This window comes from Burkholderia sp. ABCPW 14, from assembly GCF_001523835.1.
In the GTDB taxonomy this organism is placed as follows: domain Bacteria; phylum Pseudomonadota; class Gammaproteobacteria; order Burkholderiales; family Burkholderiaceae; genus Burkholderia; species Burkholderia mayonis.
In genome coordinates, this window is record NZ_LOVS01000147.1 from 140426 (window position 1) to 153111 (window position 12686).

Sequence of the window (12686 nt, forward strand, 5' to 3'; positions counted from 1 at the left end):
CTACGAGGAAGACCCCGCGCCCTACGCGCCGGCCGCCGATCAACACGCGCGGCCCTGCCGCGCGTTCGCCGTGCCACCGAATGATAAAAAACCGACGAGAATCCACTGTTTCTCTGCGGCGCGCTTGCGCGTCGCTTGCCGCGCTGGCGCTGCTTGCGGCCTGCACGTCGACGCCCGAGGCGATCCAGCGCAAGACGGGCTGGATGCGCAGCGAGGTCGCAGATTCCTATATCTATGCTTATCCGCTCGTGCTGATGGACGCCGCGAAGGAGGCCGCGACGGCCGACGGCGCGCCGGGCGGCGCGCCCGTCAACACGCTGCGCCACGCGCAGGCGCTGCCCGCGCCGGGCACGGCGAATCCGCCGCTCGCGAGCGTCGACATGCTCGATTCGACCGGCTGGCTCGACGTCGCCGACGAGCCGGTCGTCGTCGTGCTGCCCGATGCGCGCGGCCGCTATCTCGATGCCCGCGCGCTCGACATGTGGACCAACGTGCTGTGGTCGACCGGCCCGTCCGCGAATCCGCGCTCGGGCCTGAGCCGGGCGCGCGCGGTCGCGTTCGTCGGCGCCGGCTGGGAAGGCCGGTTGCCCGAAGGCGTCGCGCGCGTCGACGTGCCCGCGCGCAATGTGTGGCTCGACGTGCGGATCCAGACGAGCGGCGGGCGCGACCTCACCGCCGTGAAGAAGCTGCAGCGCGCGATTCGCGTCGTGCCGCTGTCCGTCTACACGGGCGACGCGCGCGGCGTGTCGCGCGCGGTGCACGCGGGCGCGACGCCCGCCGATCCGGCGTCGGAGGCCGCCGGGCCCGTCGCGCAGGTCGCGGCGCTCGACCCGCCCGGATTCTTCTCGCGCGTCGCGCGCGCGTTGCAGGACAATCCGCCGCCCGCCGCCGACGCGCACGCGCAGGAGATCCTCGCCGACATCGGCGTGACCGCGGGCGCGCCGGTGCAATGGAAGGGCGACAAGCTGATCGGCGCCGAGAACGGCGCGGCCGAGGCGCGCGAGCGGCTCGCCGCGCTGCCGCCGAACGTGCTGACCGCGAACGGCTGGAGCTGGCTCGGCGACAGCGCAGGCAGCTACGGCCAGGATTACGCGCTGCGCGCGTACGCGGCGTCGACGCAATTCGGCGCGGCGACGCGCGACGACGAGACCGTCGCCGTCGTCAAGACCGATAGCGCGGGCCGGCCGCTGAACGGCGCGTACCGCTACGTGATCCGCTTCGCGCCGAACGCGCTGCCGCCCGCGCGTGCGTTCTGGTCGCTCGCGCCGTACACGCCGGACGGTGCGCTGCCCGACCTGGGCCGCGCGCGCCGCTCGATCGGCGAGCGCGACCGGCTGCGCCGCAACCGCGACGGCTCGCTCGAGATCGTCGTGTCCGCAACGCCGCCCGGCAAGGGCTACGCGTCGAACTGGCTGCCCGCGCCGCGCGCCGACTTCGCGCTCGCGCTGCGGCTCTATGCGCCGAAGCGGCAAGCCGCCGACGGCACCTGGCAGCCTCCCGCCGTCCTCCGCAAGTGAACGTTCGCGCGCGCCGCCCGGTCATAAGGCCGGGCGCGGCGCGCGCCGACGCCCGCAGCCTCGCTGCGTCGCGAAAGGCGCAGCGCCTATACTGGCGAAAGCCGGACCTGCCCGTCCCGATTTACTCGCTGCCGTCTCGACGGCGATTCAGTAATGGCATTCAATAAAGAAACCGTCCAATCGACCTTGCAAAAGCTCGGCGTCGCCGCCCGTTCGCGCCGCGCGAAGCGCACCGGCATCGGCGTCGCGATCTTCCTCGCGGTGTTCGGACTGCTCGGCTTTTTCGCGGCGCCGCCGTTGATCAGACACATCGCCGAGCAGCAACTGAGCCAGCAGCTCGACCGTCCCGCGACGATCTCGCGGATCGCATTCAATCCTTACACGCTACGGCTCGAGGCCGACGGCGTCCACGTCGGCGAGCGCGGCGGTCAGGGCGATTTCGTCGACATCGGCAAGCTCGTCGTGCGCGCGTCGTGGACGTCGCTCGCGCGCTTCGCGCCGATCGTCGACGAAGTGCGGCTCGATCAGCCGCGCTTTCACATCGTCCGCTACGATGCGCAGCGCTTCAACTTCACCGACCTGGTCGACAAGTTCTCCAAGCCGTCGCCGCAGCCTTCGACGAAGCCGGCGCGCTTCTCGGTATCGAACATCCAGGTCAACGACGGCCGCATCGAGTTCGACGACCGGCTGCTGAACGCGAAGCACGTCGTCGACCAATGGTCGGTCGGCATTCCGTTCATCGCGACGCTGGCGTCGAAGACCGACATCTTCGTCATGCCGAAGCTGCGCGCGCGCCTCGACGGCAGCGGAATCGCGATCGACGGCAAGACGAAGCCGTTCGCGCAGTCGCGCGAATCGTCGATCAACCTGAAGTTCGACGGCCTCGACGTGCCGCGCCTCCTGTCCTATGCGCCGACGAAGCTGCCCGTCGACGTGCGCTCGGGCAAGCTGTCGAGCGATCTCAACTTGAATTTCGCGATGTCGGGCGATACGCCCGCCCTGCGCGTGTCGGGCACCGTCGATCTGAACGACGCGCAGGTGACGAGCCCGGCGAACGAGCCGCTCTTCGCCGCGCACGCGGTGCACGTTGCGGCCGCGCAGCTCGAGCCGCTGCGCAACGTGCTGCATTTCGACGACATCCGGATCGATCAGCCGGTCGTGTCGCTCACGCGCGACAAGGCAGGCGTACTGAACGTCATGAAGCTGGCGGGCGGGGCGGAGGGGACGCCGGCCGCGGCAAAGGCCGCCGCTTCAACGCCGGCGTCGGCCAAATCCGCTGCTGCTTCGGGCGATCCGGCCGTCGCGGCAGCGTCCGCGTCCGGGGCGGTCGAGCCGTCGCCGGCCAGCGGCGCGCCGGCTGCGGCCGCGTCCAGCGCAGCCGCGACCGCCGAGAAAGAGAAGACCCAGCCGCTCGACCTGATGATCAAGCGTTTCGCGATCAACGACGGCACATTCGACATGAACGATGCGTCGCTCGCGACGCCCGCAGCGATCTCGCTCAAGCACGTCGCGACGACGCTCGCCGATTTCACGCTGACGGGCAAGACGCCCGCGCGCTATACGCTCGCGACCGACGTCGCGAGCGGCGGCTCGCTGAAGGCCGAAGGCGCGTTCAACCTCGCGGCGCGGCAGGCGGACGCGAAGCTCGTCGTCGACGCGCTCGCGCTGCCCGTCGTGCAGCCGTATCTCTCCGGCGCGACGTCCGCGCGGGTGCTCGACGGCGCGCTCAGCACGTCGGTCAATGCGAAGGCGGACTGGTCGAAGACGCCGCTCGACGCGCAGGTGAGCGACAGCGAGCTCGGCCTGAAGTCGCTGAAGATCGCGCTGCCGAACGCGAAAACGCCGGCGGTCGCGCTGCCCGATGCGCGCGTGAAGGTGACGAAGATCGACTTGGCCGCGCGCACCGCCGAGATCGCGAGCATCGATGCGACGGGCCTCGCGCTCGACGTCGCGCGCTTGCAGAACGGCAGGATCGATCTCGCGTCGCTCGCCGGCGCGCACGAAGCGGCGCCCTCGCCGCGCGCGGCCGCACATGGTGCGCCGCCCGCCGCACCCGCCTGGCGCTATAAGATCGACGAACTGAACGTGAAGGACGCGAAGGCGAACTTCACCGATCGCTCGACGCCGCTGCCGGTGAAGCTCGCGTTCGCGCCGCTGCAGCTGAGCGTCAAGCAGATCAGCGAAGACCTGTCGAAGCCGCTGCCTGTCAAGCTGACGACGACGCTGAACCGCAAGGGCTCGCTCGACGTGTCGGGCAACGTGACGGCGACGCCGCTCAAGGTCGGCCTGAAGCTGAACGGCAACCGGCTCGACGCGGCCGCGTTCGAGCCGTACTTCGGCAGCATGCTGAACGCGACGGTTGCGAGCGCGCTGCTGAACGCGAAGGGCGACCTGAATGTCGAGCAGGCGAAGCAGTCGATGAAGGCTTCGTATCGCGGCGACGCGGCGCTCGTCGATGTGCGGATGCTCGACAAGGCGACGTCCGATCCGTTCGCCGGCTGGCGCTCGCTCGCGCTCACGAACCTGAAGGCGAATTACGACAACGTGCGCGGCACCGATGTCGACGCGTCGCGCGTGACGTTTTCGAATTTCTACGGCCGCGTGCTGCTCGACGCACAAGGGCGGTTGAACTTGCGCGAGGTCGTCGCGAAGGAAAGCGGTCCCGCGCAGTCGTTGACGCGCGATGCGAGCGGCAAGGAGCCGGTGCCGCTGACGCCGCAGGCGGCGTCGCAAGCGAAGGCGGCCGCCGCGGCGTCGGTCGCGGCGTCGGCGCCGGTGCTCGCGTCGGCGGCCGCCGCGTCGGCTGAGAGCGCGTCGGCGTCGGCCGTATCCACGTCGGCCGTATCCACGTCGGCCGCCTCCGGCGCCGCCGTCGTGCGCGCGGCCGCGCCGCCGCAGCACCCGGTGCGGCTGCACTTCGGCCAACTGCTGCTGCAAAGCGGCCGCGTCACGTACACCGACAACTTCATCAAGCCGAACTACACGGCGAACCTCGTCGCGATCAACGGCACGGTCGGCGCGTTCGGCACCGACTCGACGACGCCCGCGCCCGTCGACGTTGGCGCGAAGCTCGCGGCGAACGGCCCGATCACGATCAAGGGGACGGTGAACCCGTTGATCGAGAAGCCGGCGCTGGACCTGACCGCGACCGCGCACGACATCGAGCTGACGAACCTCACGCCGTACTCGGCGAAGTACGCGGGCTATCCGATCACAAAGGGCAAGCTGAACGTCGATCTGCACTACAAGCTCGACAATGATCAGCTGAGCGCGAACAACCACATCTTCATCGATCAGCTGACGTTCGGCGACCACGTCGAGAACGACACCGCGACGAAGCTGCCGGTGCGGCTCGCGATCGCGCTGCTGAAGAATTCGCGCGGCGAGATCGACGTGAATCTTCCGGTGTCCGGATCATTGTCGAATCCGGAGTTCAGCGTCGGCGGCCTGATCTGGCGCGCGGTGCTGAACCTGATCGCGAAGGCGGTCACGTCGCCGTTCACGCTGCTCGCGCACGCGTTCGGCGGCGACGGCGAGGAGCTCGGCTACGTCGAGTTCGAGCCGGGGCTCGCGAAGCTGTCCGACGCGTCGGAGAAGAAGCTCGACACGATCTCGAAGATGCTTGCGGAGAAGCCGGCGATCCGCCTCGACCTGATCGGCCGCGTCGATCCGGTCAAGGACCTGCCGGGCCTGCGCGACGCGTACGTCGATCGGCTCGTCCGGCAGCAGAAGCTGAAGGACGTGGTCGGCCAGGGCGAGAGTGTCGATCCGATGACGGTGAAGGTCGATCCCGCCGAGTACACGAAGTATCTGACGAAGGCGTACAAGGCCGCCGACTTCAAGAAGCCGCGCAACGTGATCGGCTTGACGAAGACGCTGCCCGACGACGACATGAAGCAGGCGATCGCCGATCATGCGCCCGTCGACGATTCGAGCCTGCGCGCACTCGCGCAGAGCCGCGCGCAGGCGGTCCGCCAGTATCTGGAGGGCAAGGTCGACCCGAGCCGGATGTTCATCGTCGCGCCGAAGCTCGACGCGAAGGGCATCGAGGACAAGGGGGCGACGACGCGCGTCGACTTCGGTCTGAAGTGACGCCGCGCGACGTCGCATGACGTCGGCTCGACGAAGGCGGCGCGGCTCGATCCGCGCCGCTTTTTTTATTTCCGTGCCCGCGCACGGCCCTCGTGCGCGGCAGACGCGGCGCGCCGCGTCAGCGCGCCGCGACGGCCGGGGCGCGCTTCTCGAGCTCCTTGCGCGCGGCGAGCGGAATGCGCGGATCGTTCCACGCGGTCAGCCATGCGACTTCCTTCGCGGTGAATACCTGACCGTAATTGCGCAGCGCGTATTGCAGAGAATCGATGATGTGATGACGGATGATCTCGGGCGTGCGCGCGTCGTCGAGCACGCATCGGAAGGCTTCCAGCGTGGCCATCGTGATGCTCCGGATAAGGACGATCTCCTTATCGCATGACAATAGTCCTTCGCCAACCTTGAAAAAAAATCGCCCGGCGGGCCGGACGTGCGGACGTCGCGGCATGCGCCGGGCGGCAAGTCGCCGCAGAGGGCGGGCGGCGAACGCGCCGATATGCGCGGCGCGCGATCTTGTTTAGACGAACCGGATGGTTCGGATGTCCGGATCGGGCGGAAGGGCCGGCTGCCGCCGATATGTAGGGGCGGCCGGCCCTTCCCTTGCTTCTTCAGCGGTCGAGACCGAGGCCCGGCAGCACGCGGGTGCCTTCGAGCGCGACGGCGCGCAGCAGGCGCGGCTCGAGGCCGAGCGAGCGCAGGATCGTCGGCGCGACTTGCGTCGTCACGACCGGCGCGTCGATCGTGCGGCCTTGATGGAAGCCCGCGTACGACACGACGAGGCCGAGGTGGTTGTCGTCCGGCGCGTTGCCGCCGTGCTCTTCGTCCTTCTTCTTGCTCGACGTGTAGATCACGCCCGGATTCGGCTGCACGACGATGTCCGGCGTGCGGCCGAGTGCCGGACTGCCGAAGCGCTCGGCGACGCTCGCGCCGGACAGGATGTAGGCTTGCGGGCCGTCCGCGCAGATGCCGGGCGCGTTGCAGCCGAGGTTCGCCTTCAGCTTCGCGACGACCGCGTTCAACTGGCTCTGGTCGCGCAGCCAGACGAGGCCGACGTCGTCGGTCTGCACGAAACCCGTGCCCACGAGGCCCGTGCCGTCGTTCAGGTTGCCCGACGCCGTGTTGTTCTGCCCGAAGTTGCCGTTCGGGTCGAGGAAGTTGTTCGCTTCGAGGAGCGCCGTCAGCGTGTCGCCGTTCTTCACGAGCTTCGTGTGATCGGCTGGCGACTGGCCGTGCTTCGCGGTCACGATCACGACGGTCGAGTCGTACAGGCCGCGCTGCTTGAGCTCGGCGACGATGCGGCCGAGCGCGCCGTCGACGTATGCGATCGCGTTCGTGACTTCCGGCCCCGGCGTGAAGCTCGCGTCGAGATAGCCGCCGCCCGATGCGACGGTCGCCTTCTGCGCGATGGAAAGCGTCTGGAAGTTCGTGCCGAACACGGTCGGCACGGGCGCGGCCGCGGCGCCCGTCGAGTTCTTGCCGTCGATCTGGTTGACGATCGCCTGCACGTGATAGTTGTCGAACTTCTCGGTGTGCGTGTAGATGTCGGTGTAGCTGGTGTTCGTCGCCGGATCGATCGAATTGATCTCGGTGCGCGCGAGGTCGTCGACGCCCTTGCCCGACGGGCCGTTCACCCAGTCGTAGCCCCACGCGTGCTTGTCCGCCCACGCGGTGTGCGAGCCGCGGATGTGCGCCTTGACGACTTCGAACAGGGTGTTCGTCTTCACGTAGTCGTGCGGATAGACGGGCACGCACTGGCCGTTCACGCGCGCGTGCGGGATCGCCTGCGGGTTGAACGCGCCGCCGCCGTCGAGGTGCGTGAGCGCGCCGCCGTTCTGCGCGTCGATGCCGGTCGTTTCGTCGAACACGACGTTCCAGCCTTGCTTGCCCGAGCACGTCGTATCCGACGGTGCATACAGCGTGCGGTCGTACGACACGTCGTAGAAGAGACCCGCGCTCTTCGGCGAGCCGCCCGTCACGAGCGCGGCGAGACCCGGGAACGAGTCCGACAGACCCGGCGTATGCGCGTTCGTGTACGTGACGCCCGACTTCGCGAGCAGCGCGAGGTTCGGACACGTGTTCGCGCCGACGCAGCGCGCGACGTCCTGCTCGTGCAGACCGTCGACGCTGATCAGGAGCACGTGCTTCGCGTCGACGGGGCGGTGATCTTGATCCCGATCCTGCGCGGCGGCGGCCGAAGCCACGCTCGCGAATGCGAGCGCGCCGGCGCCGAGCCATGCACCGATTTCGAACTGCTTACTATTGCGTTTCATTGTTGACCTCGTCAATTGGACTGACATACCCACACCCGGGGCTGCAATCTGCACGCGCATTGCGAATGTGTCGTGACGTGTCGCTTTCGTTTGTCTGTCGATGCGCGCAGCGGCGCGCGACGCAAGCGTGGCGGGCGGTGCGGCGATGTTGTGAGAATTTGTATCGCGGCGAGGCGGCGGGAGGGCGGCGGGTGCGAGGGGGCGGGATCGGTCGTTGAGCGCTCGTCACGGCGCGCGCGAGCGCGGCGCCTCGATGCGCGCAGCAAGGCGGAGCGACGGGCCGCTCAATTTTCGAGACGAGCGGGCTGCTGCGCTGTGTGCAACAGCGACCGACGCGTCAGGTGTCGCGTGCGATGACGCGCGTGGCCGATGGCGAAGGATGTGCGATGACGCACTCGAATCGGAGCGCTGCTGCTCGTTGTCGGGACGCCGCTTGTCAACGCGAATTCGCTGCGCTCGATCGTGAATGCGAACGCATTGCATCGAGGCGGCGCGCAGCCGGGGTGTCTCGATCGAACGCCGGGCGCCGGGCGCCGGGCGACGAGCGACGAACGCCGAACGCCGAACGACGAGTGCCGAACGCCGAACGCCGAACGACGAGTGCCGAACGCCGAACGCCGAACGCCGAACGCCGAGCGACGAACGACGAACGACGAACGACGAACGACGAACGACGAACGACGAACGACGAACGGCGAGTGCCGAACGCCGAACGAGAGCGTGCCGAACCGCCGGCCGCGATGGATGCGCGCGCAACCATCGCGTGCCGTGCGTCGCATGTCGATGCCGTATCGCACGATGCATCACATGTCGCGCGGCGCTTTCGCCACTCGCAAGCGCGCGCTCAGCTCGGCTGCGAATTCTGCAGGACGATCCGATAGCCGTCCGGGTCTTCGAAAGTCACGCCTTGACGATCCCAGTACGGATTCTCCGAACGGTGCGGCACGGCGCCGTATGCGCGCATGCGCTCGACGGCCTCGGTCCACGCGCCGCGGTCCGGCAGATAGAACACGAGCAGATGCTCGGCGGTCGGCGCGCGCGCGACCGTTACGCCATGCTGGTGCGTGAACTCGATTTGCCACGGATAGCCGGCATGGCCGACGATCGCGCCGTCGAAACCTTCGTGATTCTCGAAGCGCGCGACGATGTCGAAGCCCAGCGCCTCCGTGTAGAAGCGGATGAGCGCATCGATGTCGTTGGTCGGGCGGGCGACACGCAGGACGGGTGGATTCATCAGGTCACTCCTGTTTTCGAAGAGTCGATGAGAGGGGTTATGCGGAGCTCCGTTTTCAGCATAGGTCGAAAATACGGCGTGGACCCTGCATGACCTCACCCGGCGCGCCGTGCGGCGCTTGCAGTATTTACTCGGTGGTTTCGTCGAGGCCGCGCTGCAGCAGTTCGGTCAACAATCCGGTCATCCCGTCGGGGTGCGACGCCGCCCGTTCGTTCAGGCGCGCGACGAGTTCGATGTTGAGCTTGCACGCGAACGGCACGAGACCCTGCGCCTGCTCAAGCTTGCGCCGCTCGCGACGATCGGGTGCCGTGTCATCGGCGCCCTTGCCGAAGCGGGCGGATGTCGTGTGCTTCATCGCTTGCGTCAGCTTCAACGCCTTGTTCTTCTCGAGATCGGTTTTCTTCATGGCCATCGCGTTCACCTCATGCTGGAAAGAATGCGATTGTACGCATTGCGGCGCGGCGCGGATATCGATCGCGGCATTGCCGGACGCCGCGCGCGGCTCGACGGCGCTTGCCGGTGGCGTGCGCCGCCCACAATCGCCCGGCGGCCCGCGCGCGTTTGCCGATACAATGCGGCAGCAAATCGTATGACCGACCTGATCCGATCCATGGGCAATCCCTCCCGGGCCTTTCTGCTAGGCCCTCTGCTGAAGGGCGTTTCTCGCTCCTTCTATCTGACGCTGCGCGTGCTTCCCGAAGGGATGCGCGACCCGATCGGCCTCGCGTATCTGCTCGCGCGCGCGGCCGACACGATCGCGGACACGCCGCTGATCCCGCCCGCGCAGCGGCTCGAACTGCTGCTGTCGTTGCGCGCGCAGGTCAACGGCACGCCCGAACCCGACGCGCTCGCGCGGATCGCGGGCGAAGTCGCGGGGCAACAAATGCTCTCGGATGAGAAGACGCTGCTCGAATCGCTCGGCCCCGCGCTCGCGGTGCTGTCGCAACTAAGCGCGTCCGATCGCGACGCCGTGCGCGACGTCGTGACGACGCTCACCGAAGGGATGGAATTCGATCTGCTCACGTTCCCCGACGAATCGTCGGGCCGGATCGCCGCGCTGCGCGAATGGCCGGAGCTCGATCGCTACACGTATCTCGTCGCCGGCTGCGTCGGCGAGTTCTGGACGAAGATGACGTGTGCGCATCTGCCCGGCCTGCTGACCGAGCATCCGGACACGATGGCCGAGCGCGGGATTCGTTTCGGCAAGGCGCTGCAAATGACCAACGTGCTGCGCGATTGCGGGAAGGATCTGCGGATCGGCCGCTGCTATCTGCCGCAGGCGATGCTCGACGGGTACGGCCTGCGCGCCGACGATCTGCTGCGGCCGGACGCGTCGCGGCGCGCGCGGCCGCTGCTGCATGCGCTCGTGCGCAAGACGCTCGAACATTTCCGCGCGGGCATCGACTACACGTTCGCGATTCCGCGCCGCGCGCCGCGCTTGCGGCTCGCGTGCCTGTGGCCGATCGTGATCGGCCTGAAGACGCTCGCGCTGCTCGTATCGAATGACGCATGGCTCGACCCGGCACGCGCGTCGAAGGTGCGGCGCGGCGACGTGTATCGGATCATCGCGTATTCGTTGCCGCTCGCGATGTCGAACGGCGCGCTGCGTGCATGGCTCGATCGCCTGATCGCGGACGTCGAAGCGCGGCTCGCGGCTTGATGCGCTGCGCTTGCCCGCTCGTTCGCTCGCGCGTCGCGTGGTGGAATGGGGAACCGGAACGCGCTTTCCCATTTTTAAGGACCGTTTAATTTCAGGTCTGCTATAACGATCGCGTGGCTGGCCGGCGCGCCAGCCAGCACGCGGACGGTGGAATATTCGACGCACCGCCGCGCGCCGCTTGAAATTCGGCGCCGAGCCGCCATCTATGCGCCGATCGACTACGATCATCGGCAATCCGACAAAGAGGAAATCACGATGCGTCTTCTGCTCGCCTTGCTGCTGCCCTGGCTGCAGTTCTTCACGATCGGCCGCCCGTTCGCGGGCATCATCTGCCTGATCCTGCAAATCACGCTGATCGGCTGGCTGCCCGCCGCGATCTGGTCGGTGTACGCGCTCAGCCAATACAACACCGACAGGAAGATCGAAGAGGCGATCGGCCGGCGTTCGTAATCACGCGTCGTCGCGCGGCGCCTGCGCGGCGCGCGCGGCACACGAAGCGGATGCGCCGCGCTGTTTTCCAATACGTCGTCCCGTCCGCATCGGCGCTTCGATGTGGCTCCGTGAGATTGCCGTGGCGAAGAATCGTCGCCCAGCGATTTCATCGTGGCGACGCCGTTGCAATGCCGCTCGGCGCTGCGTCGTCGCACTACGGCAACGCGTTGCGACAAGCAGCGCGCTCGCCGCGCCTCGTCGCGGCTAGAGGGCGAGCCGCTTCCCGCACGACGCCGCATCGCGCGGCGTCGTCCCATCCCGATTGACTTTACTTCACGGCGAACAGCGTCGCGTACATGAACAGCTTGAACGCATAGCCGAGCGTCACGGCTCCCGCGACGCCGCCCATCCACAGCAGTCCGAACCAGATCCAGCCCGGCAGCCGCACGCCGCGCGCGACGGCGCGCGGCTCAGTGGTGGTAGTAATGCTGGTCTTCATGACGCACCTTTCCACGGAACACCCAATAACCCAACGTCGTGTACGCGAGGATGATCGGGAGGATGACGGCCGCGCCGATCAGCGTGAACGTCTGGCTTGAACGCGGCGCGGCGGCTTCCCACAGCGTCACGCTTTGCGGAATCGCGTACGGCCACAGGCTCACGAGCAGCCCGACGTAGCCGAGGAGCACGAGCGCGAGCGCGAGCACGAACGGCAAGGTGTCGTGGCGGTTGCGCACCGCGCGGCGCATCAGCACCGCGCACGCGGCGACGAGGAACGGCACCGGCAGCAGGCGCCAGAAGAGTCCCGACGCGAACCAGCGTTGCGCGATGTTCGGATCCTGCAGCGGCGTCCACAGGCTCACGATCGCGATGAAGCCGAGCAGCACGACGGTGAGCGGCCACACGACGCGATGCAGGCGGCGTTGCAGATCGCCTTCCGTCTTCGCGACGAGCCAGCAGCAGCCGAGCAGCGCATAGGTCGCGACGAGGCCGAGGCCCGTCAGCAGGCTGAACGGCGTGAGCCAGCCGAACGCGTCGCCGGCGAAGCGGCCGTTGTCGACCGGGATGCCTTGCAGGAACGCGCCGAGCGCAATGCCCTGGAAAAACGTCGCGCCCGTCGAGCCGCCGATGAACGCGAGATCCCACAGGTGCTTCGTGCGACGGGATTTCGCGCGAATCTCGAACGACACGCCGCGGAAAATCAGGCACACGAGCATGAAGACGAGCGGCAGGTAGAGCGCCGACAGCACGGTCGAATAGACGATCGGGAACACCGCGAAGAGTCCCGCGCCGCCGAGCACGAGCCACGTCTCGTTGCCGTCCCACACGGGCGCGACGGTGTTCATCATCAGATCCCGCTCCCGCTCGGCGGGGAAGAACGGAAACATGATGCCGATGCCCAGATCGAAGCCGTCGAGCACCACGTACATGAAGAGGCCGAGTGCGATGATCGCGGCCCAGACCACGGTGACATCCATTTGCTA

At 67.9% G+C, this 12686-nt stretch carries 11 protein-coding genes and 1 pseudogene; 6 read left to right on the forward strand and 6 right to left on the reverse strand.

Going from position 1 to position 12686, the window contains the following annotated elements:
* Positions 1-80: 80 nt before the first annotated feature.
* The 3 genes and pseudogenes from WS62_RS22920 to WS62_RS22925 all read left to right on the forward strand — a co-directional run bounded on the left by WS62_RS22920 (position 81) and on the right by WS62_RS22925 (position 5609).
* Positions 81-1517 carry a DUF1254 domain-containing protein gene (locus WS62_RS22920; protein ID WP_066575628.1) on the forward strand — a complete coding sequence of 479 codons (1437 nt, stop codon included), beginning with the start codon at positions 81-83 and terminating at the stop codon, positions 1515-1517.
* Positions 1514-1671, forward strand: a pseudogene (locus WS62_RS38395) (transcriptional regulator). Before WS62_RS22920 ends, WS62_RS38395 begins: the two are co-directional and overlap by 4 nt.
* On the forward strand, positions 1671-5609 hold the full coding sequence (locus WS62_RS22925; RefSeq protein WP_066575630.1) for a DUF748 domain-containing protein: 3939 nt from the start codon (positions 1671-1673) through the stop codon (positions 5607-5609). The pseudogene WS62_RS38395 and the gene WS62_RS22925 overlap by 1 nt, the downstream one beginning before the upstream one ends.
* Before the next feature lie 118 nt (positions 5610-5727).
* On the opposite strand, the gene WS62_RS22930 is transcribed toward WS62_RS22925, so the two are convergent.
* From WS62_RS22930 to WS62_RS22950, 4 genes are all read right to left on the reverse strand, one after another.
* The gene (locus WS62_RS22930; RefSeq protein ID WP_066493208.1) at positions 5728-5949 is read right to left on the reverse strand and encodes a hypothetical protein; all 222 of its coding nucleotides are present in this window, start codon (positions 5947-5949) and stop codon (positions 5728-5730) included.
* A 265-nt stretch (positions 5950-6214) separates the two neighbouring features.
* Positions 6215-7876 (reverse strand): alkaline phosphatase family protein, encoded by a 1662-nt coding sequence (locus WS62_RS22935; protein WP_066575632.1) that lies wholly within the window; start codon positions 7874-7876, stop codon positions 6215-6217.
* 844 nt (positions 7877-8720) lie between these two features.
* Positions 8721-9110 carry a VOC family protein gene (locus tag WS62_RS22945; RefSeq protein WP_066493211.1) on the reverse strand — a complete coding sequence of 130 codons (390 nt, stop codon included), beginning with the start codon at positions 9108-9110 and terminating at the stop codon, positions 8721-8723.
* Between the two features lie 127 nt (positions 9111-9237).
* On the reverse strand, positions 9238-9531 hold the full coding sequence (locus WS62_RS22950) for a hypothetical protein (RefSeq protein ID WP_197422901.1): 294 nt from the start codon (positions 9529-9531) through the stop codon (positions 9238-9240).
* Here WS62_RS22950 and WS62_RS36835 point away from each other — a divergent pair.
* The 3 genes from WS62_RS36835 (at position 9515) to WS62_RS22965 (ending at position 11220) form a co-directional block, all read left to right on the forward strand.
* Positions 9515-9703, forward strand: coding sequence for a hypothetical protein (locus WS62_RS36835; protein WP_066575639.1), 189 nt, complete (start codon positions 9515-9517; stop codon positions 9701-9703). The genes WS62_RS22950 and WS62_RS36835 overlap by 17 nt on opposite strands.
* Positions 9704-9720: 17 nt before the next feature.
* Positions 9721-10770, forward strand: coding sequence for a phytoene/squalene synthase family protein (locus tag WS62_RS22960; protein ID WP_066575641.1), 1050 nt, complete (start codon positions 9721-9723; stop codon positions 10768-10770).
* A gap of 255 nt (positions 10771-11025) precedes the next feature.
* The gene (locus WS62_RS22965) at positions 11026-11220 is read left to right on the forward strand and encodes a YqaE/Pmp3 family membrane protein (RefSeq protein WP_066493295.1); all 195 of its coding nucleotides are present in this window, start codon (positions 11026-11028) and stop codon (positions 11218-11220) included.
* Positions 11221-11530: 310 nt separating this feature from the next.
* Here WS62_RS22965 and WS62_RS34685 read toward each other — a convergent pair whose 3' ends face one another.
* Both WS62_RS34685 and cydB read right to left on the reverse strand, forming a co-directional pair.
* Positions 11531-11701 carry a hypothetical protein gene (locus WS62_RS34685; protein ID WP_197422902.1) on the reverse strand — a complete coding sequence of 57 codons (171 nt, stop codon included), beginning with the start codon at positions 11699-11701 and terminating at the stop codon, positions 11531-11533.
* Complete coding sequence (gene cydB, locus WS62_RS22970; RefSeq protein WP_066575643.1) at positions 11673-12680, reverse strand: cytochrome d ubiquinol oxidase subunit II; 1008 nt, start codon at positions 12678-12680, stop codon at positions 11673-11675. Before cydB ends, WS62_RS34685 begins: the two co-directional genes overlap by 29 nt.
* Between the last annotated feature and the right edge of the window lie 6 nt (positions 12681-12686).